General features: G+C 63.6%; 23 protein-coding genes and 1 pseudogene. 13 read left to right on the forward strand and 11 right to left on the reverse strand.

What is annotated here, in order from left to right:
• Window positions 1-2 precede the first annotated feature (2 nt).
• From V7D81_RS18405 to V7D81_RS18415, 3 genes are read right to left on the reverse strand one after another with little or no spacing between them, the layout of a single operon-like run.
• Window positions 3-1358 (reverse strand): amidase, encoded by a 1356-nt coding sequence (locus tag V7D81_RS18405; protein ID WP_324318977.1) that lies wholly within the window; start codon window positions 1356-1358, stop codon window positions 3-5.
• Window positions 1355-1753, reverse strand: coding sequence for an STAS/SEC14 domain-containing protein (locus tag V7D81_RS18410; RefSeq protein ID WP_324318979.1), 399 nt, complete (start codon window positions 1751-1753; stop codon window positions 1355-1357). Before V7D81_RS18410 ends, V7D81_RS18405 begins: the two co-directional genes overlap by 4 nt.
• A gap of 11 nt (window positions 1754-1764) precedes the next feature.
• A complete protein-coding gene (locus V7D81_RS18415) occupies window positions 1765-2709 on the reverse strand; it encodes a DUF808 domain-containing protein (RefSeq protein WP_324318981.1) in 945 nt (314 codons plus the stop codon).
• A 384-nt stretch (window positions 2710-3093) separates the two neighbouring features.
• Here V7D81_RS18415 and V7D81_RS18420 point away from each other — a divergent pair, with 384 nt between their 5' ends.
• Genes V7D81_RS18420 through V7D81_RS18430 form a run of 3 tightly spaced genes read left to right on the forward strand, consistent with a single transcriptional unit; the run spans window position 3094 to window position 4887 of the window.
• Entirely contained in the window at window positions 3094-3468 is a 375-nt protein-coding gene (locus V7D81_RS18420; protein WP_324318983.1) for a response regulator transcription factor, read from the forward strand.
• Window positions 3459-3839, forward strand: a complete 381-nt coding sequence (locus V7D81_RS18425; RefSeq protein ID WP_324318985.1) for a methyltransferase family protein — start codon at window positions 3459-3461, stop codon at window positions 3837-3839. The genes V7D81_RS18420 and V7D81_RS18425 overlap by 10 nt, the downstream gene beginning before the upstream one ends.
• A 37-nt stretch (window positions 3840-3876) precedes the next feature.
• Window positions 3877-4887 (forward strand): hypothetical protein, encoded by a 1011-nt coding sequence (locus tag V7D81_RS18430; RefSeq protein ID WP_324318987.1) that lies wholly within the window; start codon window positions 3877-3879, stop codon window positions 4885-4887.
• Window positions 4888-4894: 7 nt separating this feature from the next.
• Here V7D81_RS18430 and V7D81_RS18435 read toward each other — a convergent pair whose 3' ends face one another.
• Together V7D81_RS18435 and V7D81_RS18440 are read right to left on the reverse strand one after the other, a co-directional pair.
• A complete protein-coding gene (locus V7D81_RS18435) occupies window positions 4895-6460 on the reverse strand; it encodes a hypothetical protein (protein ID WP_324318989.1) in 1566 nt (521 codons plus the stop codon).
• Window positions 6461-6606: 146 nt separating this feature from the next.
• Window positions 6607-6948, reverse strand: coding sequence for a zinc ribbon domain-containing protein YjdM (locus V7D81_RS18440; RefSeq protein ID WP_324318990.1), 342 nt, complete (start codon window positions 6946-6948; stop codon window positions 6607-6609).
• Window positions 6949-7063: 115 nt separating this feature from the next.
• On the opposite strand from V7D81_RS18440, the gene V7D81_RS18445 reads away from it, so the two are divergent.
• From V7D81_RS18445 to V7D81_RS18465, 5 genes are all read left to right on the forward strand, one after another.
• Window positions 7064-7501, forward strand: a complete 438-nt coding sequence (locus tag V7D81_RS18445; protein WP_324318992.1) for a hypothetical protein — start codon at window positions 7064-7066, stop codon at window positions 7499-7501.
• A 199-nt stretch (window positions 7502-7700) separates the two neighbouring features.
• Window positions 7701-8525 carry a class I SAM-dependent methyltransferase gene (locus V7D81_RS18450; protein ID WP_324318994.1) on the forward strand — a complete coding sequence of 275 codons (825 nt, stop codon included), beginning with the start codon at window positions 7701-7703 and terminating at the stop codon, window positions 8523-8525.
• A 54-nt stretch (window positions 8526-8579) separates the two neighbouring features.
• Window positions 8580-8864 carry a hypothetical protein gene (locus V7D81_RS18455; protein ID WP_324318996.1) on the forward strand — a complete coding sequence of 95 codons (285 nt, stop codon included), beginning with the start codon at window positions 8580-8582 and terminating at the stop codon, window positions 8862-8864.
• Between the two features lie 188 nt (window positions 8865-9052).
• Window positions 9053-10549: a sensor histidine kinase gene (locus tag V7D81_RS18460; RefSeq protein WP_324318998.1), complete on the forward strand. Its 1497-nt coding sequence runs from the start codon at window positions 9053-9055 to the stop codon at window positions 10547-10549.
• A 39-nt stretch (window positions 10550-10588) separates the two neighbouring features.
• Window positions 10589-11332 (forward strand): glutamine amidotransferase-related protein, encoded by a 744-nt coding sequence (locus tag V7D81_RS18465; RefSeq protein ID WP_324319000.1) that lies wholly within the window; start codon window positions 10589-10591, stop codon window positions 11330-11332.
• Between the two features lie 105 nt (window positions 11333-11437).
• Here the strand turns inward: V7D81_RS18465 and V7D81_RS18470 are convergent, their stop codons facing one another.
• Both V7D81_RS18470 and V7D81_RS18475 read right to left on the reverse strand, forming a co-directional pair.
• Window positions 11438-14128: a DEAD/DEAH box helicase gene (locus V7D81_RS18470; RefSeq protein ID WP_324319003.1), complete on the reverse strand. Its 2691-nt coding sequence runs from the start codon at window positions 14126-14128 to the stop codon at window positions 11438-11440.
• Window positions 14125-15825 carry a site-specific DNA-methyltransferase gene (locus V7D81_RS18475; protein ID WP_324319005.1) on the reverse strand — a complete coding sequence of 567 codons (1701 nt, stop codon included), beginning with the start codon at window positions 15823-15825 and terminating at the stop codon, window positions 14125-14127. The genes V7D81_RS18470 and V7D81_RS18475 overlap by 4 nt, the downstream gene beginning before the upstream one ends.
• A 92-nt stretch (window positions 15826-15917) precedes the next feature.
• On the opposite strand from V7D81_RS18475, the gene V7D81_RS18480 reads away from it, so the two are divergent.
• The 4 genes and pseudogenes from V7D81_RS18480 to V7D81_RS18495 all read left to right on the forward strand — a co-directional run.
• Window positions 15918-16340: a hypothetical protein gene (locus V7D81_RS18480; RefSeq protein ID WP_324319007.1), complete on the forward strand. Its 423-nt coding sequence runs from the start codon at window positions 15918-15920 to the stop codon at window positions 16338-16340.
• A 236-nt stretch (window positions 16341-16576) separates the two neighbouring features.
• The gene (locus tag V7D81_RS18485) at window positions 16577-17140 is read left to right on the forward strand and encodes an imm11 family protein (protein ID WP_324319009.1); all 564 of its coding nucleotides are present in this window, start codon (window positions 16577-16579) and stop codon (window positions 17138-17140) included.
• Between the two features lie 195 nt (window positions 17141-17335).
• A complete protein-coding gene (locus V7D81_RS18490) occupies window positions 17336-17641 on the forward strand; it encodes a DUF1254 domain-containing protein (RefSeq protein WP_324319011.1) in 306 nt (101 codons plus the stop codon).
• A gap of 100 nt (window positions 17642-17741) precedes the next feature.
• Window positions 17742-17828, forward strand: a pseudogene (locus tag V7D81_RS18495) (transposase); the annotation flags it as partial.
• Window positions 17829-17877: 49 nt separating this feature from the next.
• Here the strand turns inward: V7D81_RS18495 and V7D81_RS18500 are convergent.
• On the reverse strand, window positions 17878-20241 hold the full coding sequence (locus V7D81_RS18500; protein ID WP_324319013.1) for an arylsulfatase: 2364 nt from the start codon (window positions 20239-20241) through the stop codon (window positions 17878-17880).
• 210 nt (window positions 20242-20451) lie between these two features.
• Here V7D81_RS18500 and V7D81_RS18505 point away from each other — a divergent pair, with 210 nt between their 5' ends.
• Window positions 20452-21531: a serine hydrolase domain-containing protein gene (locus V7D81_RS18505; protein ID WP_324319015.1), complete on the forward strand. Its 1080-nt coding sequence runs from the start codon at window positions 20452-20454 to the stop codon at window positions 21529-21531.
• Window positions 21532-21573: 42 nt separating this feature from the next.
• On the opposite strand, the gene V7D81_RS18510 is transcribed toward V7D81_RS18505, so the two are convergent.
• From V7D81_RS18510 to V7D81_RS18520, 3 genes are read right to left on the reverse strand one after another with little or no spacing between them, the layout of a single operon-like run.
• The gene (locus V7D81_RS18510; RefSeq protein WP_324319017.1) at window positions 21574-22707 is read right to left on the reverse strand and encodes an acyl-CoA dehydrogenase family protein; all 1134 of its coding nucleotides are present in this window, start codon (window positions 22705-22707) and stop codon (window positions 21574-21576) included.
• Between the two features lies 1 nt (window position 22708).
• A complete protein-coding gene (locus tag V7D81_RS18515; protein ID WP_324319019.1) occupies window positions 22709-23137 on the reverse strand; it encodes a response regulator in 429 nt (142 codons plus the stop codon).
• On the reverse strand, window positions 23134-25071 hold the full coding sequence (locus tag V7D81_RS18520) for a PAS domain-containing protein (RefSeq protein ID WP_324319021.1): 1938 nt from the start codon (window positions 25069-25071) through the stop codon (window positions 23134-23136). The genes V7D81_RS18515 and V7D81_RS18520 overlap by 4 nt, the downstream gene beginning before the upstream one ends.
• Window positions 25072-25156: the final 85 nt, after the last annotated feature.

Consider the following 25156-nt stretch of genomic DNA (forward strand, 5'->3'; position numbering starts at 1 on the left):
GGCTAAAGCCGGCCCCACAGCGACACGATCGCCTCCGCCGCCAATCCAATGCCGAGAACCCTGCGATCCGCATTGCCCATGCCGGCGATCATCAGCCCAACCGGCGCGCTGCCGGGTTCATGGCAGGGAATCGACAGCGCGCAGCCGTCGAAGGCATTCACGACCGACGCATTGCGCAGCATCCGGCCGTTGAATCGCAGATAGGACGCATCGTCGCGGACCACGTCGGCGATGGCCGGTGCGGTGTCGGGTGTAGTCGGCATCAGCAGCGCGTCGTAGCCGCAGGCAATCGCGTCGATCTCCTCCACGAAGCGCGCGCGTCGCTGCAGCAATTCGTCGTACTGCTGCGGCGAAATCCGTTCGCCCGGCAGGATGCGCAGAATGACGCGCGGGTCGTAGCGCTCGCGATGCGTTTCGATCCAGCGGCGATGCCACGCGAAGGCTTCCGCGCTGACGAGCGCGCCGCGCGAGTTGACCTCGGCCGCATGCGCGAACTCCGGCATGGTCGATTCGACGATCTGTACGCCGGCGGCCGACAGCCGGCGCAACGCCGCGGCGAATGCATCGGCGACGTTCTCGGACAGATCATCGAGGAACACGGTTTGCGGCACCGCCACGCGCAGGCCGCGCAGCGGCAGCGGTGTCGCAACCGCATCGGTGTCCGCTGCGAGAATCCGGTCGAGCAGCGCACAGTCGCCGACGGTCTTCGCCAGCGGCCCCGCGGAATCGAGCGTGGTCGACAACGGCAATACGCCGTCGAGCGGGACGCGCCGCGCGGTCGGTTTGAATCCGACCAGCCCGTTCAGCGCCGCTGGAATGCGTACCGATCCGCCGGTGTCCGTCCCGATCGCTGCGGCTGCCATGCCATCGGTGACCGAGATCGCAGCGCCCGATGAAGAGCCGCCGGGAATGCGTTCCGCGGCGCGATCGAAGACATTGCGCGGCGTGCCGTAGTGCGGGTTGATGCCGAGACCCGAGTACGCGAACTCGGTCATGTTGGTGCGACCGATGATGATGGCACCGGCATCGCGCAGACGCTGGACGATGCCGGCATCGCACGATGCTGCAGGTGAGTCGATCAGCACCGTCGAACCCGCGAGCGTCGTGATGTGGGCTTCGTCGATGTTGTCCTTGATCGAGATCGGCACGCCGGCCAGTGCGGGGAGGCTTCCGCCGGCGCGGCGCCGGGCATCGATCCGGTCCGCGGCAGCCAGCGCTTCGTCTGCGTGAATGGCGATGAACGTGCGCGATCCTTCGCCCGCCGGATTCCTGATCGCGGCAATGGCGTGCTCGACGAGCTGACGGCTGGTGATCGTCCCTGCGGCGAGCGCTCGCGTCAGTTCGAGCACAGTCTTCACGCGCCGTCTTTCGCAGTGTCGACGATGACGGACTCCGCGAGCCACTGCAGCGCCTCATCCACCTTGGTGAACAGGCGGATGTCGACGAAGGCATTGTCGTTGAGCGTCTGGAACATGCGTGCGTACCCGATCTGCAGCGGGCGGCTGGCGACGATCGCCGAGCGGACCGGCGCCTTCATGGGCCGGGTGCGCCGCCGGTCGGCGAAATCGCTCACTTCGGGATAGGCGACATCGACGGCATCCATGCCAGTGAGGTCCGTGAGTTTGTGCACCGGGCCGCGCTCGTCCTCCAGTCGATGCACTTCGCGCGCGAGATCGTCCAGGTCGATGGCGCTGACCCTGCCGGTCAGGCGGATGCGAATGTGATCCGGTTGCTGGGAAATCTCGAACGGCATGTATCCCGGGCTCAGTGACGGCGGCTGGGCGCCAGATGCACGATGGCGACGATCGCACCGCCGACCACGAATCCAACCACGGCGGCGCCCACCGCGAACGTCAGCCATCCCGTGACGGCGCCGATGCCCGGAACGTGACTGGCGATTTCGGAGAGGTGTTCGACCGCGTGCGGCACCAGGTCGAGTCCGAAGTGTTCGAGCCCGTGCACGAGAATGCCGCCGCCGACCCACAACATGGCGGCCGTGCCGATGAAGCTCAGTCCCTGCAGCACGCGCGGCATCGACTTGACCAGCGCGCGCCCGAAGGCTGTCGCCGCGGCCGAGTCGCGTTGCGCGAGATGCACGCCGATGTCATCCATCTTCACGATCAGTCCGACGACGCCATAGACGCCCACCGTGATGAACAGGCTCACGAGGGCCAGCGCACCGGCCTGGATCAACAGCGGCCGATCGGCGACGGTGGCGAGCGCGATGGCCATGATCTCGCCGGACAGAATGAGATCGGTGCGGATGGCGCCGGAAATCTTCTGCAGTTCCAGTTGCGTCGAACTGAGCGCGAGTTCCTCGACGTGCGGCGACTTGTCGACCTTGCCGGCGGTCTTGGCGAGCGCCTCGATGATCTTCTCGGCGGCCTCGAAACACAGATACGCGCCGCCGAGCATCAGGATCGGCGTGACGGCCCAGGGCGCAAAGGCGCTGAGCAGCAACGCGCCGGGCAGCAGGAACAGGAACTTGTTGCGCAGCGAACCGAGCGCGATCTTCCAGACGATCGGCAATTCGCGATCGGGCGTGAAGCCCATCGCATAGCCGGGCGTCACCGCCGCATCGTCGACCACGACGCCGACCGCCTTCGATCCGGCCTTGCCGGCCGCGGCGGTCACATCGTCCAGCGAAGCGGCGGCCAGTTTGGCGATCGCCGCGACGTCATCGAGCAGTGCTGCAAGTCCTGAAGCCATTCGCAAGCGTGACGTGACGGCGAGGTCGAAGGCAAGTCCTGCTCGGCTTCGAGCCGCTGGCGCTGAACGATGAGATGAGATCGAATCGAGCGTCCCTTCCTCCGCGCAGCGGGGGACAGATGGGGGGATTTCTGTAGGTCAGGCTTTAGCCTGACTTCTGAAAAAAGGCCGGCTGAAGCCGGCCCCACAGTAAGAAAAGAGGCCCCACCCCTGACCCTCTCCCGCTTCGCGGAGGAGGGGATCAGACGAAGTCGATCGACCCAGAACCGCGCCGGTCTCTTTTAGAGCCCGTCTCTTTTAGAGCATTGGGCGCCGCAGTCGCCTCTCCTAGCATCCCTTCCATCGGGCATGAGCCATGCCCAATCGAACATGGGGAGAATCGATATGAGCCTGGATTCCTGGCACGTTGCGACGCTCGTGGATTCCCGCCGGACGAATCTTCCGGCGGATTCCTGGCTGCAGCTTCGCGAGGAACTGCGGCGCGTGCTGGCCGAAACACTCGACCGCCTGCTGCCGCAGTTGTTGCAGGGGACTGCGATGCCAGCGTCGCTCGAACGGACCGCCGACCTCGCCAGTCTGCTGACGCTGCGCGAACGCGAGATCCTGATCCGCATCGCCGCCGGCGACAGCAACAAGCAGATCGCCCGCCAGTTCTCGCTGAGCCTGCACACGGTCAAGCGCCACGTCGCCAACATCCTCAACAAACTCGGCGTCAACTCGCGGGTGCAGGCCGCCGCCTGGGCGCGTGCATGTCATTGACGGAAGGCGCCGCGGATCAGCGCATCCTGGAAACCGCATTTGCGTTCCGCGTATCGCGCATCTTGCTGACGGCGGTCGAACTCGGCGTTTTCACGGAACTCGGCAAGGGGCCGCGCACCTGCGGCCAGCTCTGCCGCGCGCTCGGTCTGGAAGCGAAGGCCGCGCCGGATCTGCTCGATGCGCTGGTGACCCTGGGTTTTCTGGAGCGCGACGGCCTGGACGCGCACGCCATCTATCTCAACACGCGCGCCGGTGCGCGTTTCCTCGATGCGAACGGACCGGCATCGCTCGAAAGCGTGCTGCAGCAGGCGGTGAAGGCCTACGGCACCTGGGGGCGACTCACGGAACTGCTGCGTGCCGGGCGCCTGTAAAGACGTCGCGGCCATCCGCTAGAATCCGCGCACCCGCGTGTGTGCGGAGGATCGTCGTCTGAGCATCCGCACGAACCAACGACTGCGCTATCGGCCTGCCGCGCACCGCGATCTCGCGGAATGCCTGACATTGCTGCCGCCCTGGCTGGGGATCGACGAGTCGATGGCGCGCGCGCTGTCGGCCTTGTGGCCGCAGCTGCTCGAGGAACCCTCGATGATCAGCGCGGTGCTCGAAGACGTGGCCGCACCGGCCGCCCAGCGCGTGCAGGGCTGGGGCGTGACCATGATCCTGCCGCGCGCCTTCACGCAGGCGCTGTCGATGCACGACCGGCCCGCGGCGTTTCTCACGCGTCGCGTGTACCGCGCACTGCTCGACGACGAGTTCGCTCTCATGAGCGACCGCGAGATCGGCGCCGCCAGCGCGCGCGGCGACCTCGACATGTTCATCATGCATTTCTCCCTGCGCGGTCACGATCTGCTGCAGCCGCAGGCGCAGCGGACCATGGCGATGGCGAACGACGCCTTCCGTACCTTTCATGACGGCTACAACCCGCAGGCGATCTACTACGAGACCAGCGCCGGCAACGAACCGTTTTCCATGGCGTCGGGTTTCGAGCGGCTGCAATTCCGCGATGAAGCGTCGCTGGCCGCGTTGCTGCCGGAACAGCGGCCGGCGCTCTTCGGACTCACGCGCGCCGGCGCCCTGAAGCGCATGCCGGGTCCTCCTGCGCGCAACGCCTTCGAGCATCAGGCGCCGCTGTTCGGATTCTCGGCATCGCAGCGCCGCCTGCTGTGGTTCGCCCTGTTCGACGATTCCGACGAAGCACTGATGGGACCGCTGGACGTATCCATTCATGGTCTCAAGAAGCTCTGGCGCGGCATCTACGAACGCATCGAAGACCGCATGCCCGAATTCTTCGGCGAGGAAGCGAGCGGCGACGAAGGCCGCCGCGGTCCCGAGAAACGCCGCCAGGTGCTGGCGTATGTGCGCCAGCGCCCGGAGGAATTGCGGCCGTGGCAGCCGGAAGATGAGGGGCCACGTCGCTAGATCGGGATCAATCCCGCGGCGCAATGCGCCATCGCGCCCAGGTCTCGCCGCTCATCTGCCATTCCACGGCGGCTTCCTGGAAGGGCACGTAGCCGGTGATTTCCGTATCCGTCGACACCTGCACCTTCGCCCGTCCGTCGAGCGTATCGGTGCCGAGCTGTTCCGGCGGAATCGCCTGTCCGTAGAGATACAGCCCGCCCATGCCGATCGGCTGTTCGACGCTCTCGCCGTCGTGAGTGAGCGTGCCGACGATGGTGAAGCTGGCGAACAGATCGAATGTGCAGGTCGAGTAGTCGAGCTTCAGCGAGACGAAGCTCGGCGCATTCGGCGCATCGTGGGGAATGCCATCCGCCACGACCGTGCCGCTGTAGCCGTCGCCCGACGGCGGCTCGTATATGTATGAGTCGTGCATCTTCACGAAGCCGTCGCGCAGCGGCTCCTCGGTGGACATCCAGACGTCGAACGGCAGGTTGCCCTGCGTGATCTTCGTCAGCTTGCCGACGAGCCGGCCCGCGTGATGTCCCTCGTGGCGACGATGCTCCGCGGTGGCGAGGTAGCTGAAGTCGTCGAGCGAGACATCGACGTCGAAGAGTTTCACCGCGCCCATGCCGTCGCAGGTGGCGTTGGCATCGACGAGGGTGACGTTCGCCACCAGCAGCTGGTGCGGACCATTGCCGTCGTCGAAGCGATGTTCGGCGGAGACGGCCACGACGTTGGGCTGTGGCTTCGTCGTTGGCGCATGGAACGTCGCCTTGCCCGACCAGCGGTCTGCGTCGGCGACCACGGTGCCGATGCTGCCGCCGCCACCGGGTGCGCCGTTCACCGCCCAGTTGCGCGTGCTGAACGACGCGATGGGCGAGGGTTCGCAGTCGTCGTAACCGATGGTGGGTATTTCCAGTTCGCCGTCCGGCGGCAGCCCGGTTTTCCGACAGCTGATCACCTGCAGCGGCAGATTCTCGCCGGTGCGCACGATCGCACGGGCCGGCGTTATCTGTGCGCCGGCGATCATCGACCAGTCGCTGAAATGCCGCGTCGGCACCGAGAGCGTGCGCGCGGCCGTATCGATCTGCGGCGCGGCATAGGCATGCCAGCGCCCGGTATCGTCCTGCCAGCCGATCGTCAGCAGATCGAGCGTGGTGCCGGCGAGGTCATCGTCCGAAACGCGAAAGCGCAGCGTCATCGGCGCCGTCGTGTGCAGCCCTTCCGGCTGGATGCGAAACGCACGGCCTTTCGCGCCATGCGCGAAGCGGGTGATTTCCTGGATCGATACGGTTTGCGCGACGGCGAACGCACCGGCGGGAACGATCACGATCAGCGCGCCATCGGCCGTCGCGAGTTCGCCGCCCTCCGTCCCGATCTGCTTGCTGACTGCTGCGCCGAGCGGTGCGCCGACGGCGGTCGGTGTGAGATCGCCGACGTTGCCGGTCTGTCCGCCGTTCGCTGGTGGCGGTTGTCCGGTGTTGGGTGGAGGCTGCTCGCTCGCGGGCGGAGGCGTCGGCGCCTCCTGCGAATCGCTGCCGCAGCCGCTCATCGAAAACACGGCGCATGCCAGCGCCGTCACGGGCCACTTCATCGTCATCTCCTGCGTGATTCGAGTGGCGCGCAGTGTCGAGAAAGCGATGAGTGTGTTCATCGGCCCGAGGAGCCATGCGACATGGCCACTTCGGCGTCCGAACGGAGCCGGCTTCAGTTCGAGCGGCTCGAATCCCTGAGGCGTTCCTACGCCTTCTTCACGAACTGCGATTTGAGCTGCATCGCACCGATGCCGTCGATCCGGCAGTCGATGTCGTGATCGCCCGTGACGAGACGGATGTTCTTCACCTTCGTCCCCATCTTCACCACCAGCGACGAGCCCTTGACCTTGAGGTCCTTGATCACGGTCACGCTGTCGCCGTCGTGCAGCTCATTGCCCACGGCGTCGCGGATCGCCGCCGGCGGTTCATCCTCCGCAACCGTCGCATGCCTGGGCCATTCGTGGGCGCACTCGGGACAGATGTAGAGATTCGCATCCTCGTAGGTGAGCAGCGAGTTGCATTGTGGGCAGGGAGGAAATTCGTTCATGGCGCGATGGGAAATCAGGGGGCGCGGATTATACGCGCAGGCAGCGCGAAACCCGCTGTCATGACTCGCTCCATCGGCTAGCATCCCGCTCCAGCAGAGAGACGGAGTCGAAGAGATGGCCGAAGCGAAAACTTTCGAGAGCAATGCCGGGGCATTCGAATATGCCTGCGAACACCTGGACTGCTCGCTCAAGGACGGCAGGGCGGTGCTCGCGGTCGTGCTGGGCGTGCAGGGGCGCATGTGCAGCGTGAAGATCGCCAATCCCGACGACAGGACGATTCCCGAAGGCACGCTGAACGAACTGCTCGCGCGCACCGACCTCACGCACGTGTGCTTCAGCACCATGATCGATGACAAGGTGCCGCGCCTGGAGCGCGGCGATCTGGTCATGTACACGACCATGCCGGAACTCGCCGCAGTGGGAAAAACGACGGTGGCCGGCACGGTCGTCGCGCGCGTCAATCCGCACTACACCAGCAAGGGCGGCTGGCAGGTGCGGCCGGCGGAGAGCAAGGCAGCGGCAGCAGAGCTTCCCGCAGAACCCGGCGCATAGCTGCAAAGGCCGGCTGAAGCCGGCCCCACAGGAAGAACTTCCGACTGTAGGTCAGGCTTTAGCCTGACTCTGCAGAAGGCCGGCTGAAGCCGGCCCCACAGGAAGAGCTTCCGACTGTAGGTCAGGCTTTAGCCTGACTCTGCAGAAGGCCGGCTGAAGCCGGCCCCACAGGAAGAGTCTGATACGCTCGCGCGTATCCATGGGTCCGCTGCTCACCTTGCCCGTTCACGAAGCATTGCTCGCCGCTGCGCGCAGCGGCGCGGCAACGCTCGCCTGTTCTCTCGATCTCGACCGCACGACGACGCAGGTGTCGATTGCTGCAGACGCATGGGAATGGCAGGGCCAGCGCTATCCGTACCTCGATGCCTGCAAGGACCGCACGATCTACCACTGGACCAGTACCTCATTCGAGCCCGTGGCCCGCTACACGAATTCGCTGATCAAGCTGGTGCCGACGCCGTGGGGCGCACCGACGTTCGAGATCGACGGCATCAAGATGCTGCCGACGGCGCAGGTGTCGCCCTGGGAGGATGCAGGTCGCAAAGTGGCGCTGATCAAACCGCGCGGCAAGATCGTGCTCGACACGTGCGGCGGCCTCGGCTACTTCGCGGCGTGGTGCCTGCAGGAACAGGCGCAGCGCGTGCTGTCGTTCGAGAAGAATCCCGACGTGCTGTGGCTGCGCACGCTGAACCCGTGGTCGCCGCAAACGGATGACGATCGCCTTTCCGTGACGCCCGGCGATATCTCCGAACGCATCGGCGAGATCGCGGACGGTTCGGTCGATGCCGTCCTGCATGACCCGCCGCGCTTCGGCATTGCCGGCGAACTGTATTCGCAGCGTTTCTACGATCAGCTGGCGAGAGTCCTGCGCCGCAACGGCCCGCTGTTCCATTACACCGGCACGCCGAACCGGCTGACCAGCGGACGCGACGTGCCGAACGAAGTGGCGACACGTCTGCAGACCGCGGGCTTCACGACCCGTCTGATCGGCGACGGCGTGCTCGCCGTCAGACGCGCACGCTGAACGCGCTGCGCCACCTGAACCGAACCGCAACGGCTGAAACCACGGGGAATTCCCATGAGCACCGAGAAGCAACAGAAGATCCAGGAAACGGCCGAGCGCATCATCGAACTCGGCAATGAACTCGAAGCGCCGGGCCACGCGGCCGTGGATGAAGCGTCGCTGCTGCGCGCGCGCGAAGTGCTGCATCGCTGGGTCGACGATCTGAAGGGCGTCGTGGTGAACGCGGCACTGGGCCGCGTCACGGTGATCCAGGAAGACGGCTATGCCTCGTCGATCGCGTCGGCCGAGCTGGCGTTCCGCCTGAGCGCCGCGGGCATCACGCAGTCGGGCGGTCGCTGAGGAATTCCGGTCGCTTCTGCTCCCTCCTCCGCGTAGCGGGGGAGGGCTGGGGTGGGGGCGAAGTTGCGCATGCGCTCGCACGGCTCGCGAGCCGTGTCGAACGCAGCCGGAGAATGCTCATTGACAGGGGAATCGCCGCTCGCGAGTCTGCCGCGACGGTGCGCGCCGTGCGCACCGGAACTACAACGATGACCGATCCCGCAGCGACTGCAGCCCATCCCGCCGGCCGACTCGACGAGCGCGTGCTCGTCGAGCAGGTGTCGCTGATGTCGCGCCTGACGACTTCACCGCTGTTCGGCAGCACCTACGCGGGTGCCATGCTCGTCTGGCTGACGCATACGCGCCACGGCTGGTGGGCGAGCATCGCGTGGTACGTGCTGCTGATGGCCGTGACGCTGGTCCGCTGGCGGGTGGCGCGCGGCTATCTGTCGCGCGAACGCACGGCGGAGGAAACGCACCGCTGGCGCACGCTCATGCTGACGCTGGCGGCCGTGGCCGGTGGCGTGTGGTCGCTCTCGGGCACCTGGCTGCTGCCGCGCGATCCGCAGCTCGAAGTCATCGTGGCGGTGTTCTTCATCGGTGCGTCGTCCTCCGGCATCGGCTCGCAGGCGCCGGTGCGGCATGGTTATGCCGCGCTGCTGATTCCGTTCATCGCGCCGTATGCCATCAATCAGATACTCATGGGCGGCGACCGCATCATTCTCGGCGTCGCCTTCCTTTCCTACATACCGGTGATGCTGGTCATCGCGAACCGGCAGACGAAATCGATCGAGCAGCAGATCCGCACGGCGTTCGAGAACGAAGCGCTGGTCGCCGAGTTGCGCAACGAACGTGATCGCACCGCGCGCATCAACACCGAACTGCAGCAGCAGGTGGAAGAGCAGCGGCGTGCGACCCAGCGCATCCGTTCGCTCAACCGGCATCTGCAGGCGCAGACGGCCGAACTCCGTGCGGCCAACAAGGATCTGGAAGAATTCTCCTATTCGGTGTCGCACGACCTGCGCGGACCGCTGCGCGCCATCGACGGCTTCTCGACCCTGTTGCGCGAGGAACTGGCGCCGCACGGCGAGAGCCGGGCGAGCCACTATCTGGCGCGCATCAGCGAAAACATCCTGCGCATGTCCACGCTGATCGACGACCTGCTCGAGTTCGCACGCTGCGGTCGCGAAACGCTGGAGCGCAGCGATCTGGACATGAATGCGCTCGCCGCCGAGGCGGCGAGTCATGCGCAGACCGCGTATGCCTCGTCGGTACCGCCGTCGATCGCCGTCCGTCCGTTGCCCGCGGCGCGCGGCGATGCACGACTCGTGCTGCAGGTGTGGCAGAACCTGCTCGACAACGCGGTGAAGTACAGCAGCCGCGTCGAACAGCCGCGGATCGAAATCACTGGCCGCGAGGAGAAGGATCGCGTGATCTTCGAGATCCAGGACAACGGCATCGGTTTCGACGGTCGCTACGCCGAGTCGCTGTTCGGCGTCTTCCAGCGCCTGCATGGCGCGCAGGAATATCCCGGGTCAGGCGTGGGACTGGCCATCGTGCAGCGCATCGTCACGCGTCACGGCGGCGAGGTGTGGGCGCGCTCGGAACCGGGGCAAGGCGCGCTGTTCGGTTTCTCCCTGCCGCTGCAGCATGAGCACAGCGCGTCCGATCCCAACGTGCCGGTGCCGGACCTGACGCCGCGCTGACGGCAAAGACGCGGCGCGCCTCTGCTATCGTGCAGGCGCATGCGCAAACTTCTCGTCTTCCAGCATTCGGCCAGAGAACCGCTCGGCATTCTCGATCCGTTCCTGCGCAGCAGCGGCTTCCGCGTCCGCTACATCAACTTCGCCCGCGAGCCGCTGGTGCAGCCCGACGTCAGCCGCTACAACGGCCTGATCGTGCTGGGCGGGCCGATGAACGTCGACCAGACCGAACGCCATCCGCACCTGCTCACCGAGATCGTGGCGATCCGCGAAGCATTGAACCGCGACATGCCGGTGCTTGGGATCTGCCTCGGCGCGCAGCTGCTGGCGGCGGCGCTGGGCGCGAACGTGCGTCCCAATCCCGTGCGCGAAATCGGCTGGTATCGCATTCATCCGAGCGCGGCGGCGCAGTCGGATCGACTGTGCCGGCATTTCGACGGCAGCCAGCACGTGTTCCAGTGGCATGCCTATACGTTCGATCTGCCGCACGGCGCGGTGCATCTCGCCAGCACGCCGACCTGCGCCAACCAGGCGTTTCGCTACGGCGAGCGCGCCTACGGCCTGCAGTTCCATCTCGAAGCGGACGAGCATCTGATTCAGCGCTGGCTGCACGTGCCCGAGTACCGCGCGGAAATCGAGGCGGCGGGACCGGAGCATCATGTCGAGCGCATCCTGCGCGACACGCATGGTCATGGCACGACGGCGCGCCGGCTGAGCGAACAGGTGTTTGGAGAATTCGTGGATCTGTTCAGCTGGCGTCCGCCGGTGCGTTTCGGCAGCCGCTGAGCCGAAATGCACGCCGCCCGATGCGTGATCCTGATCCTCGAATCCTGCATGCAGCGACGCGAACAGCCGAATGGCTGGTCAGCCCGGCATCCAGCGACTTCGCTTTCAGAGCTTCGCTTCGATCTGCGCCCAATCCTTGTTGCGCACCATCAGGAAGCGGCATTGCGCGCCGGACAATTCCGCCCATAGGTTGCCGATGTCGCGGTCGTCCTGCGCATCAGTCCAGCCTTGACCGCCCTTGTATTCGACGACCAGGATTCTGCTGTCCGGCAAGCGGCAGATGAAATCCGGGAAGAAGCGGCCATCGGCTTTTTGCAGGAAGAATGAACAGCCAGGCTTGTTGACCAGGTTACGCACCCAGAACTTGATGCGGCCCTGCGCGGCGAATTGGTCCAGCTTGCACGCGCACTCAAATTCTTCCCGGCTGTCGAAATCACCGATGCGTCCGTAGTAATGGTGACGGAAGTCGTAATCGCCGTATTTTCCGGTGTAGTCGGCATTGGGCGCATACGCCTGCGGGTTGAAGATCACGTTGAACTCGCCACCGACCTTCACCCGTGCGCGCGCATCCTCGCCGAACAGCACTTGCTGGTATGCCTGCCTGACCGCGTTGCGGCGCAATTCGCGGATACGGCTTTCCAGCAGGCCGCGCATGAGGAACTTCTGTCGATTCGCGCGAGCCAGATCGCATCCGGGCTGTTGTAGCAGGTTGCGCAACCAGTGCAGTACGAAAGCCCACTTGGATGCATGGGTGATGCCCGAATCCGGCAGATTGCGGCACAACCACGCAGCCAGCTTTACTTCGTCCCAGTGCTCGGGCTTGTAGGCAGAACCCAAGTCGCGCTGCAGATCGGCGATGAAACCGAACTTGACCTTGCCTTCATCGCTCACGTCGATGCGGCCGCCGCTGGCGATGCGGTCGGCCAGACCCAGCGCCTGCAAATCTTCCGCGCCCGGATTGGCGTCGTAACCGGAAAGGTTGAACGGATAGTCCAGCACTTCCGGGTCGTCGAAGAATTGCAGTTCGCCTTGGACCTGCAAGGCCAGAGCGGGCACCGACAACACCTCGCCGGTGTCGGCGGGACATAGACGCACTTCCACCGCCGTGGTGCGGCTGGTTTCGCCGGCTTGCACGATGGCGGCACGTTCTTCCGGCGTGGTCACCGTTTCGGCCAGTTGCGCGGTTTCCTCGATCGTCAATGGTTGGCGGATGACCAGCTCCTTCGCTTGCTTGTCCCATTCCACCTTGTGTTGCAGCGGTTTCGGCAATTGCTTGATGGAGGGTGTGGTGGCCAGCGGCACCGCCACTGGCGTAACCACGATGCGACCGGGGCGTGCGCTCATGTCGAAGCGCGCTTGCGAGGGATTGCCGGCACGCACGAACTCTTCCACTGCCTTGCGCTCGAAGCCCGCGCCCTGCACCAGCCGGTCGCGCAAGGCGCTGGCGATCGCGGTGAAATCGGATGACATGACATAGGCATGTGACTGGTTCAGTTCCGGCGTGTTGCGCGCCATTGCGCCGGGCTGGCGCAGGATGCGTCCGAGCAACTGCTCCACTGCCGTTTCCGATTGGGTGCCGGCGAGGCTTGCGAGGATATAGGCGGAAGGGCAATCCCAACCTTCGGCCAGTGCCTGTTGGGTGATGACGAAGCGCACCGGGCAGCGTTCATCGGCGATGCCTTTCGGATATCGCGCATCGATCTCGACAAGCTCGTTGCGCTCTCCGGTCGCCACCGCGATGTATTCAGAAGGAATGCCCTGATTCTCGATCAATTCCTTGCGCACGCGTTCCCAATGCAGCGTGTCGCGCGTTGCGCTGCGCGCCTGGGCCTGTATCAACACCAACGGGCGCAGGTATTCCGCGCCGTTGTGTTGCTCGGCATCAGCGACGGTCTGCAACTGCTCACGCTTGTCGGCTGCGTAGGCCAGGCACTTCTGCCAGTCGCTTTCGGCTTCCAGCAGGATCGGCAGCTTGATCATGTGCTCCGTTTTCAGTTCCACGGCAGAAACGCTATGCAGCACGTTGCTCGGGGTTTTCTCCGTATCCGGTGTGGCAGTCAGTTCCAGAATGCCGGAAGGGTTGAACTTGGCCAGTGTGGAGAACGCCAGTTCGGTGCGGTTGTTGTGTGCTTCATCGACGATCAGGAACGGGCGATGCAGGCGCAGGACATTCGCCAGCGAATACGACATCGTGGCTTCGCCGGTTTCCTTGTCCGTTGCAGTCAACAAGCCGGTACGTTGTTCCGGCGCAAGGTTCTCGAAGTGCGGCATCAACGCGCCATTGGATTGATAAACCTTCAGCCCGTCCTTTTCCTCGCGGTTGAAGGCTTGCACGGTGGCGACGATGACCACGGTGCTGGTTTCAAGCGACGCGCGCGTGATGGATTTTGCTTCGTCCAGATCCAGCACAGTGACGTTGCCAGCGTCGGCCAATGCGGTGTGCAGCGGTGTGTCGCGTTTTTTCAGCAGTCTCAGTGTCTGGTCACGGATGGCCTTGGACGGCACCAGCCACAGCAGCACGCTGTATTCGGTTCTTAGCAGGTGCATGTTGATCAGTGCTGCGCACTTGGCTGCAAGAAAGGTCTTCCCGCCACCGGTGGGCACGCGCAGGCAGAAGTAGGGCATATCTGCCGCGAAGCCTTCAACGCTGTGGTAGGCCATGCCGTGCTGCCACAGTTGTTCGGTGGTTGCGGTGAAGGCCAGACTGGGGCTGCCGAGCGCGTGGCAGTTGCGGAAGTAAGCTTCCACGCTGCGCAGCGCGGCCTGCTGGTACTGCTTTGCGGCGAAGGCGCTCATACCGACACCTGCAACTGATAGGGCGTTTGTTTGAACACGATGCCTTCGCGTTGCAAGCGCGGCGCGCCCAATCGGCACGCGGCGGCGTAGACGGTTTTCGGGCCGTCGTGTTTCGGAAGTTTGTCCAGCACTACGCCGGTCAAGACATTGCCGCTGTCGATGGCAAGGTCGTCGAGGATGCCGTTGTAGAGCAGATAGACCGCGCGTCCGTTGTGGATGCCCAGGAGCGGCGACCGCTTCTTGCTGCCTCCTCCGCGAGCGAAGGAGGGTTGGGCCGGGGGCAAGCCGGTGCCGGTTTCTGAAAACCACACGAACTCAGCGAGATCATGAAAACTGACCGAATCGCGAATGCCGCCATCGGCAGTGAACAACGGTTCTTCGCTCAGCGTGCAGAACTGGAAGCCGCTACCAAGGCCGGCGACGTGTTCGCCCTTGGTGTTGGTGTAGCCGCTGATGACACGCTTGACGCGCTCGACGGTGACGTTCTGCGCGATGTGTTCGTCCAGTTCGACGAGGATGAAGCGGCGGCTGCCGCCGTCCTCAGCATTCAATTTCAGTGTGGACTGGGCCGTGGTTCCGCTGCCAGCAAAGCTGTCCAGCACGATGAAACCGTCGCCGTCGATCATCGAGACGAAATACTTGACCATATCGACAGGCTTCGGATAGGGAAACTGAAAGCCCATCTCTTCCAGTATGGCGGATTGAGTTTGCGTGCTGCCAACACCGCTTACCACGCTCACGACATGGCTTGCCTTTTCACGAATCTTGATCGATTCGATTGCACCGGTCGCCGTGATGACGAAACGTGTCTTTTGCCCCTTTGAATCTTCGACAGGCTCGAATTTCGCCGCTATGAAATCTTCGAGGATGGACTTCGACGACCAGCCACTGGAAACGCATACCTCGTTGGCAAGTGCGTAGTTCTCAATGGTGGCTGAGGATGAATAGTGCGGCCATGCATCACGTCGCGCGGCAATGCGGGCTGTTCTCACGCTTGCCGGAAAGCCAGCAGGCAGGACGATGTCGCTTACGGGATTCTTTGGCCCATTCTTGATAATCGTGTTCTGAATGGTTTTGCGGTTCAGTTTGCTTCCAGCGCCAACAGATGGATCGACAATCTTTGGGTGCGGGAACCTGTCAGGTGCTATCGCATACGCCAGCACGTACTCGTGACAGTTCTTGATCTTCGCCTGATTGTCGAAATTTCCATCGGTGCGCCAAACAAACGTAGCAAGCCTGCGGTTGATTCCGAAGATCTCGTCCATCAAGAGACGCAAGTGATGAAATTCATCATCGTCGATGGACACGAAGATCACGCCATCGTCACACAGGAACTGCCGTAGCAGCACCAGGCGCGGATACATCATGCACAGCCAGCGGTCATGGCGGTCGAGCGTTTCGCCTTCCTTGCCGACCACTTCTCCCAGCCAGCGGCGGATCTCCGGGCTGTTGACGTTGTCGTTGTAAACCCAGCCCTCGTTGCCAGTGTTGTACGGCGGGTCGATGTAGATGCACTTCACTTGGCCCGCGTAGCGCGGCAACAGTGCCTTGAGCGCGTGCAGGTTGTCGCCCTGCACGATGAGATTGCCACTGCCCGTACCCGCCGATAGCGCCGGAACCGGCTCCAGCAGTCGATACGGAACATCCTTGTGGTGACGCTCCACAGCGTCTTTGCCGATCCAGTTGAGTGAGGGCATGGGCTTATCAGGCTCAAATAAGCCCAATAAGCTAACTTGGATGAGCCTGAAAAGCTAATAGCGCATCTGCCGCTTCCGTAGCGTTGCGGTGCATGAATGACGAGAAGAAAGCATTCGCCGGGAGGCTGAAGGGAGCGATGGAAGCCAAAGGCTATCCGTCCAAGCCGGGGCAACTGCACAAGCTGTTCAACAGCCGCTACGAAGGCAGGTCGGTGGCGTTTTCCACGGCTTCGAAATGGCTGCGCGGCATAGCCTTGCCGGAGCAGGACAAGTTGCAGGTGCTGGCCGAGTTGTTCGGTGTCGAACCACACGAGCTGCGCTTCGGCAAGAGCAAGAAGTCACCGGATTCGGGCTTTCGCCGCAATGACGAGCAGAAGCGCAGCGTGAGCGCAAACAACGTCAGCGCGAGTGACCGGCAAGCCATCGACACTTTCCTCGCCCTGCCGCCCAGGCTGCGTGAGTTGGCCGGGGAAATGATAGTGGTGATGGACAAGGCGGCGCGTGGTGGCAAATAACGCGGCTTGTATTTCTGGTGTCGAGCGCGGTCATGCTCGATCAGCGACACGCTTCCCACGATAGCCGCAGCATCCATCCCTGCTAGCGGCGCCAACTCCTCGACGGCCGGAGAATCTGAAGACGCTGCGAGGTCGTCCGCGCACTACACCCTGGGAGCGCGAGAACCATCCGAAGGCCGATCGGGGGCAGATCGCCCCCGCATCGGCGCCGGTTTCGCTCTAGGATCGCACCCCACATGTTCTACAGGCTCAAACCGGATATCTACGCGCGTGCGGGCGTGCTCGCGGAATCCGGCATTCCCGGCTTCGACGACACGTTCATCACCGGAGCGCCGCTGGTCGGGAAACCGCCGGTTCCGCTGCTGTTCCGCTCCAATTTCGCGGAGGAGTCGTCGCCGCGCGGCTTCGAGGGCATGACCATCCCGTTGTGGTCGCATGACTTCGTCAAACTGCTGCGCGGCGCCGGTGTCCGCAACTTCGATCTCTACGACGCCGTGATCGAAAACGAATCGGGCAGGCAATGGTCCGACTACCACGCGGCGAATGTCATCGGCATCGTGGCGGCAGCAGACATGTCGAAGTCGCGCGCCACCGCGATCCTGCCGACGCCCGGCGGCGTTCCCTTCGCGCGATTCCAGAGCCTGGTCATCGATGCAAAGAAAGCGGCGGCCTTCGACCTGTTTCGTCTCGCCGAAAGCCCGTCGATCCTGATCGTCAGCGAGCGCGTGACGCTGGCGCTCGCCGGCAATCCGCGTGCGGGCGGATGGGGGATGACGGCGTTTCCGATCGAGGAGGCGTGACGGGGTTGCATGGGTGCGTCCCGTGCTCCCTGGTGTCGAAATTCCGTATTTGAATTGGAGCGCGCGGCTCCGATACTTCGACGAACTTTCAGCTCCGTGGTGACGTAGATGAGAACAGAGTCGAACGGGAAATCTGCTCAGCCCTCCAGCCCAAAGGCCGGTCTCATAGGTGGCATCCTTCGGCTCTTTCTCGTCATGACCTTGGCGCTCGGAATGCGAGCGTCGGCGCAGGAAGCGGCGCAAGGCGCCGATTGGCGGGAGCAATACGCCTACTCAGTGGGCGTTCAGGCCTATGTGTACGCCGCACCTATCCTGTACCTGGCAAAGCTGCGGCATAAATGGACCACGGATGGATCGTCATTTCCGTATGCCGCGTTGAATCATTTCTATCACTTCAGAATGATCGCCGATGCGAGCTACAAGGATGGCGGCTCGCCCAACAATGACACGCTGTACTCATGGGGTTTCTTCGATGTCTCCAAGGAGGGCCCTTCAATGTAGCTCTTCGTACCTACGGCCCGAGCGAAGCGATCGTAAAGGGCCAGTGGCGTCCGCCGACCATCATCAAGACCAACTGAGGAGACGGAAGCAGTCTCCGAGAACAGGCCGACCATCGCCGGAGTTGATGATTCGGATGCTCATCGTTGGATGCTGCTTCGGCATTCGTTCGGAGCGGCGACTTTGCGAGTTCCCAATGGCGGCAAGCTCAGACTGTCGGGGCATGCGACAAGTCCTGGCTATTTCAGATCGACCGTCACACCGTCGAGCTGGCCGCTGAACTTGAATGGCGGCTTGTAGCTGAAGTCGACGGGTGCGCCACGGTCGAGTCCGACATCGACGCCATCGAACGAGGAGAACACCACAGGCACCGTATGCTCGATGCGTCCTTCGGCGATCTCCTTCTCGCCGCTATAAAGACGCACAGTAGCTCCCTTGCCTCTGCCGCCCCCGTCATAGGCGAACTGGGCGCGAAGCGTCTGTGCTCCTGAAGGCAGCGATTCAGTTGAGACAATGCGCGTGCGCTGGGTGAAGAAGTTGTAGCTGAACACCAGCTTTCCGCCTTGCACGTACCAGCCTATGCCAGCGGTGTACCCGCCGACAGTGAACAGCATGCCCTCTGCGCCGCCGGGTGGTATCTCAACCTTTGCGGTCAGGTCGAATGAGGTGCCCGGTAACTGGAATGCTGCTGCCTCCATGATGCCGCCCACGCCGTTGTAGTACGTAACGGATTTCAGTCCCTTCATCGGGATCGGCATCTCTTCCGGCTTGATGCGCTCGGCCAGCGGGCGGGCATCGACGGGGAGTACGCGGTTGCGAGCTGCTTCTGCCCACCATAGCTCCTGCAGCTCGCGCAGCTTCTGCGGATTCTTTGTCGCCAGGTTGGTTGCCTGCGAGAAGTCCTTGCTCAGATCGTAGAGTTCCCAGGGAAGCTTATCGATATCCAGCGGTGTTCGGCTTGGCGCCCAGGGAACGTTGGCGAGAGAGGCGGCATACCAGCCATCGTGGTAAATGCCGCGGCTCGCGTAGATCTCGAAGTACTGTGTGCGATGCCGCTCCGGCGCAGTCGCACTGGCGAACGTAGCGGCCAGACTGACCCCTTGAAGCGGATCCTGAGCTACGCCGTTCAAGCTGTCCGGCGCAGTGATGCCTGCAAGCTCATAAATCGTCGGCACGATGTCGATCACATGGCTGAACTGGCGGCGCAACCCGCCGTGCTCCTTGATGCGCGCCGGCCAGGTGACCACCATTGGATTGCGCGTACCTCCGAAATGCGAAGCGACCTGCTTGGTCCATTGGAAGGGCGTGTTCATTGCCCATGCCCACCCGACCGGGAAATGATTGTGCAATGTCGGTCCGCCCAACTCGTCGAGGTGCGCCAATGCGCTTTGCCATGGCATCGCGATGCCGTTGTAGTACGAGATTTCATCGATAGTGCCGTCGATTCCGCCCTCGGCACTCGAGCCATTGTCGCCGACGATGTAGAACACGAGCGTGTTGTCCCAATCCGGCCGTGAGCGCAGCGCATTGAGAAGCCGGCCGGTCTCGTAGTCCGTGTGCGCCGTAAAACCGGCAAACACTTCCATCATGCGTGACGCAACTCTCTTCCTGTCTGGCTCCAGCGAATTCCAGGCAGGAATCTGCTTCGGCCGGGGTGTGAGCTTCGCGTCCGCGGGAACCACTCCAAGTTTTTTCTGTCGCTCGAACGTTTGCTCGCGATATACGTCCCATCCTTGATCGAACTGGCCCTTGAATCTGTCGATCCACTCGCGCGGCGCGTGATGCGGGGCATGAGTGGCGCCTGGAGCGAAGTACAGGAAATACGGTTTGCCAGGCACTCCCTGTATGTTGCCGATCCATTGAATCGCGTGATCGGCGAGGTCCGTCGTCAGGTGGTAGTTGGGATCGGCTGAGCGGGGCACCAGACTATGGTTCTCCCACAGCATCGGATCCCACTGGCTGGTCTGGCCGCTATTGAACCCATAGAAGTAGTCGAAGCCCCATGCATTGGGCCAGTTGTCAAAGGGACCTCGCGGACTGATGTCCCACGGCGGCGTGTTGTGGTTCTTGCCGATCCACGCCGTCGCGTAGCCGTTCTGACGCAACACTTCGGCGATCATGCCTGTGCGCTTCGGGATGATGGCGGTATAGCCGTCGTAGCCGGTCGCGTTGTCCGCGATACCGCCCATCGCCGTCATGTGATGATTGCGGCCGGTCAGGAGTGCAGCGCGCGTCGGTGAACAGATCGCGGTCGTGTGGAAGCGGTTGTAGCGCAAGCCCTCGGACGCAAGCTTGTCCAATGACGGGGTCGGTGTGGAACCTCCGAAGGTGCCGAACTGACCGAAGCCGGCATCGTCGAGGAGGATGATCACGACATTCGGTGCATTCGCGGGGGCTTTGACAGGCTGCGGGAACTGAGCAGGATCGGAATCCGAAACCGTGCGGCCGATCTGACCTGTGAACTGATAGTCGGGGCGCGGCAGCACCTTCGGCGTACCTGAGACAGTCGCTGTTTCTGCGGCTTGAGCTTCAATCCTGCCAGCGAGTCCGATTGCTGCGAGGAACGCGAGTAGGCAGAAAGGTGCTGTGGTCGCGGATGTCATGTCTCATGCTCACGTGGGAGGTCAGATCAATCGGTGACTTATGGCGGGGCCGTACCGGAATTCTCCATAAGTGGAAGGGGCAAACCTGGCCCGACTCGTGATGGCCGCTCTGGGTTGGAAGCTGACGTGACTACCGCTCGTTCCCGCTGCAAGGATGAACACGCTGGCTTCCACGTCGCGGATATGGGATCGCATATGAGAAGCACGCCAATGTCTCGATACGCATTGCTGCTGCAGATGACTGCAGTCACGTTCCTGGCGGTGCCTGCGCTTGCCGCGGAGTCGGCCGAACGCAGTGCATTGGCCGGGAAGATCGATGAGCGTGTGTCGGGTGCGGACTTTACGGGAGCCGTGCTGGTGGCTCGTGGCGCGACCATCGTGCTGGACAAGGGGTACGGAAGCGCCAATCGCGAATGGAACGTGCCCAACTCGCCCGATACCCGTTTCCGCCTGGCGTCGCTCACCAAGCAGTTCACGGCCGCAGCGATCCTGTTGCTCGAAGAGCAGGGAAAGATCCGATTGCAGGATCCCGTCAGCAGGTACGTGCCCGATACGCCGGCCGCATGGAACGCCATCACCGTACTCAACCTGCTCACGCACACTTCCGGAATCCCGGACCTCACGACATTTCCGGATTTCGTCGAGATGGCGCGACGACCGACCACGCCGGAAAATCTTGTCGCCAGCTTTCGCGACCGGCCTCTCGATTTCCCGGCGGGCACCGACTTCAGATACAGCAACTCCGGCTACATTCTTCTCGGGTACATCCTGGAGAGAGTATCGGCACAGCCGTACGCGCAGTTCGTGACGAAGAACATCTTCGTTCCCCTGGGCATGAAGCACTCCGGATACGATTCGAATGCCGACGTGGTGCCCATGCGTGCTCAGGGATATGCCCGCCGCGACGGTCGCGTGATCATCGCGGACTACCTCGACATGACCGTGCCTTTCTCGGCGGGCGGCCTGTATTCGACGACGGGCGATCTGCTGCGCTGGTACCACGGCCTGTTTGACGGTCGGCTGCTCTCGGCCAGCTCACTCGAGAGAATGACGACGCCATTCAGGGGAAACTACGCATTCGGTATTGCGGCAGACGTCGACACGAACGGCAACAAGGTCCTGTGGCATGGTGGAGCCATCGACGGCTTCAGCGTCTTCTCGGCATACGTTCCCGCGGACGAATCTGCTGTCGTCGTGCTCGCGAACATGGAGGGCGCGCCGGCCAGAGCCATGGCGGCCGACATCCTGCGCCTCGTAAACCATGCTGTTCCGGCCATGTCGGCCAACTGATTCGTCCCTTCCTCTCCGCTACGCAGAGGAGGGATCAGAGGCTCATCGGCCCTGCAGTAGCGTCAGCCCCGCCCGTTCATGCAGCAATGGCGATACGGACGCATGCGCCGCCAGCGTCTGCAGATCGCGCCGAGCCCGCGCAAACGTGCTGTCGATGGCGGCTGCGTCCATCCCGGCGAGAGGCGCAAGATTCTCGACCAGCTGCAGGAGTTCTTCGACGAACAGCGCGCAGCCCGCAGCGATCTCAGCCTGCTCGTGCGGGGTCGGCGGTCCGCGGGAAATGAGCATGTCCCAGGTACGCGATGCGAGCGCGTGCAGGGCGAGATGCGCGGCGAGCCAGCGCGCCTGACTTCGCGAGTACTGACTTCGCACCGTCGCGCTGTCGGACAGCGGTGAGCCCTGTCGCAGGCTCTTCTTCGCCGCCAGCGCACCGAACGCGTCCAGCGCGTGACGCGCGATCCCCGATGCGACGGCCGCCACGGGCAGTTGCGTCAGCACGTCGAAAGGCAGGCGATACAGCAGGCCGGATTCCTGTGCGGCATCGGTGAAGACGGAGAACGTGTCGTCGGACGCTACGAAGACATCTCGCACTTCGATGTCATGGCTGCCTGTCGCGCGCATGCCCGTCGTATCCCAGGCGGGAATGATCGTCACGTCGGCGGGCGCGAACGACATCGCGCGGATGAGCGGTTGGCCCTCGTCGTTCAATACGGGCTGACCGTTCTCGGTGACGACGCAGTTGGCCGTGAAGATCGTGGCGTAGCGTGCGCCGCTGGCGTATCGCCATCGACCGCTGGCGCGATAGCCGCCGCCGATTCGTTCGGCACGACCGCCCGGTGCGCCGGAACCGGCGACGACGGCATCGGGCGGTGCGAACAGTTTCTGTGCCGCTGCCGGTTGCAGGTACGCGGCGAACAATCCGCCGCCGGCGCCGATCATGACGGCCCAGCCGATCGCGCCGTCGATGACGGCCGCGGCCTCATAGAGATGCAGCGTCTGCGGCAGATCGAGTTCCGCACCTCCGTAGCGTTGCGGTACCCATACCTTGAAGAAGCCGGATTGCTTCAGCGCGTCGGCGATCTCATCGTCGAGATCCGCGGCCCGATCCGGCGCAGCGCGGTTCCTTACCAGAGATTCGATGCGATGGAGGTGCCGGTGCAGGACGTCGGAAAGCATGTCAGGGCGCGATGTTGAGGCCGAGCCAGTAGGCGCTCAGTCGCTTCGCCCAGGTGGTGAAGTCGGCGAACTCGAGCGGTTTGTTGACGAAGCTGTTGGCGCCGCAGCGATAGCTGTGCAGGCGGTCGCGGTCTTCGTCCGACGACGTGAACATCACCACCGGCAGCAGTTTCGTGTGCGGTTCGCTGCGCAGCCGCTGCAGCACGTCCAGGCCCGACAGCTTCGGCAGGTTGATGTCGAGCAGCACCAGCGCGGGCAGACCCTTCGGACGATCGCTGAACTCGCCGCTGCGGAACAGGTAGTCGACCGCCTGCTGGCCGTCGCGCACCACGTCGATGTCCGCCGGCGCGTTCGCCTTGCGCAGCGCGCGCAGCATCAGCAGTTCGTCGTGAGGATTGTCTTCGACCAGCAGCACGGTTCGGGAAGTCACGATTTTTTCTCTTCTTCGGCGGCACTCGTCTGTTCGTTCGACAGCGGCAGGCTGAAGCGGAAGATCGCGCCCTGGCCCGGCAGGCCGGTACCGGAGACCTTGCCGCCGTGACGATGGACGATGCGCTGCACGGTCGCAAGGCCGATGCCGAGTCCCACGAATTCATCCTGACGATGCAGTCGCTGGAACGGCTGGAACAGTTTCTCGGCGTGTTCCATGCGGAAGCCTGCACCGTTGTCCTCGATGCAGACCGTGAGTTCGGCTTCCGTGCGTTGCGCATACACCCGCAGCGCGGCGTCAGCGCGGTTGGCGGTGTATTTCCAGGCGTTGCCGAGCAGGTTGCGCATCACGACGTCGAGCATGCGCGAGTCGCCGTGCACGCGCAGTTCCGGTTCGATGCTCCAGGTCACCCGGCGAGCGGGCTCGACCAGTGTCATATCGCGCAGCACCTTCTCCGCGAGCGCCGACAGGTCGACGTCGTCGTGTCGCAGCGTGCCGCGCGTACTGCGCGACAGTGTGAGCAGGCCTTCGATGATCTCGCCCAGATGCCGGCTGCCGTCGATGACGTGCTGCAGATATTCATGCGCCTGCGCCGGCAGCGAATTGCCATGGTCTTCGATCAACGCATCGCAGAAACCCAGGATGGCGCGCAGCGGTGCACGCAGGTCGTGCGACACGGTGTAGGCAAAGCTTTCCAGTTCCTGGTTGGCCGCACTCAGTTCCGCCGTGCGCTGCTGCACGCGCCGTTCGAGATCGGCATTCACGCGCTTCACCTGTTCTTCGGCGCGCCTGGTTTCGGTGATGTCCTGCGTGACGCCGATCACGCGTACCGGCCGGCCGTCAGCGTCGAAAGTCACGTGCACGTGCGATGAAATCCAGTGCACGTCGCCGCTGGCATGCCGGACCCGGAAGGCAGCGGTGGCGCGGTCTTTGCGCGTCGATTCCTGCAGCTGGCGTTGGAACCGCTGTCGTGTCCGGTCGCGATCCTGTTCGTACAGGCGGGCGAGACAGTGTTCGATGGTCAGCGTCGATGCATTCACGTCGAAGTGCGCCCGCGCGCGGTCGTCGAGATGAATGAGGTTCTGTGCGACGTCGTAGCTCCAGGTGCCGAGTTCGGCGGCGGACAGCGCCATGCGATAACGCTGGCCCAGTTCTTCCCTTTCGGCTTCGGTTTCCCGGCGCGCCGTGATGTCCATGCTGGTGCCGGTGATCAGGCCGGCGTTCGGATCGGCGGCGTCCGGATAGACGCGCCAGTGGATGGCCTGCCAGCGATAGCTGCCGTCGCGCTGCCGCACGCGGTGTTCGGTCACGTAACGGCCATCGCTGAGCGGCATCTGCAGCGACAGGGCGCGCTCGAAATCCTGCGGATGAATGTGATCCTGCGGGCGATAGCCGTGCACTTCATTGGCATCGAGATCGAGGTGACGACGCGTGCGGTCGTCGGCCGTCAGATCGTAGTCCGGCAGCTTGAGACGCCAGATACCGACATCGGCGGAATCGAGCGCGAGCTGCAGGTGTTCTTCCTGCAGCCGCAGTTCATCCGTCGCACGACGCAGATCTTCGACGTCGGTGGTGGTACCGACCCACTGGACGATATCGCCGGCGTCGTTGCGTACCGGAACGGCGCGCGTGACGCAGCGGGCGTACGTGCCGTCGTGACGCCGCATGCGGAATTCGCATTCGAAGGGCTGGCCTTCGGCGAGCCTTGCGCGGGCCAGTTCCCTGAGCGGTCGATCGTCGGGATGAAAGCAGTCGCCGAGTCCGCTGCCGAGCAACTGCTCGCGCGGCACTCCCGTAAAGAGAACGCATTGGCGGTTGACGAATTCGATGCCGCCGCTGGGCGCGGCCACCCAGGCCATCGTCGGCAGGAAATCGATCGATTGATGAGGGTCGTCCGCCGCCCCCGTCTCGACTGTCGGTGTTGAAGTCGCCATCCTGGCTCCACGTTGCATTGGAACCGTCACTCGTTGGACTCCCCCTCGGCGACCGCATTGTAAACACAGTTCGCGGCGCGGGAGG

It is taken from the genome of Povalibacter sp., from assembly GCF_036735925.1.
Lineage (GTDB): Bacteria > Pseudomonadota > Gammaproteobacteria > Steroidobacterales > Steroidobacteraceae > Steroidobacter.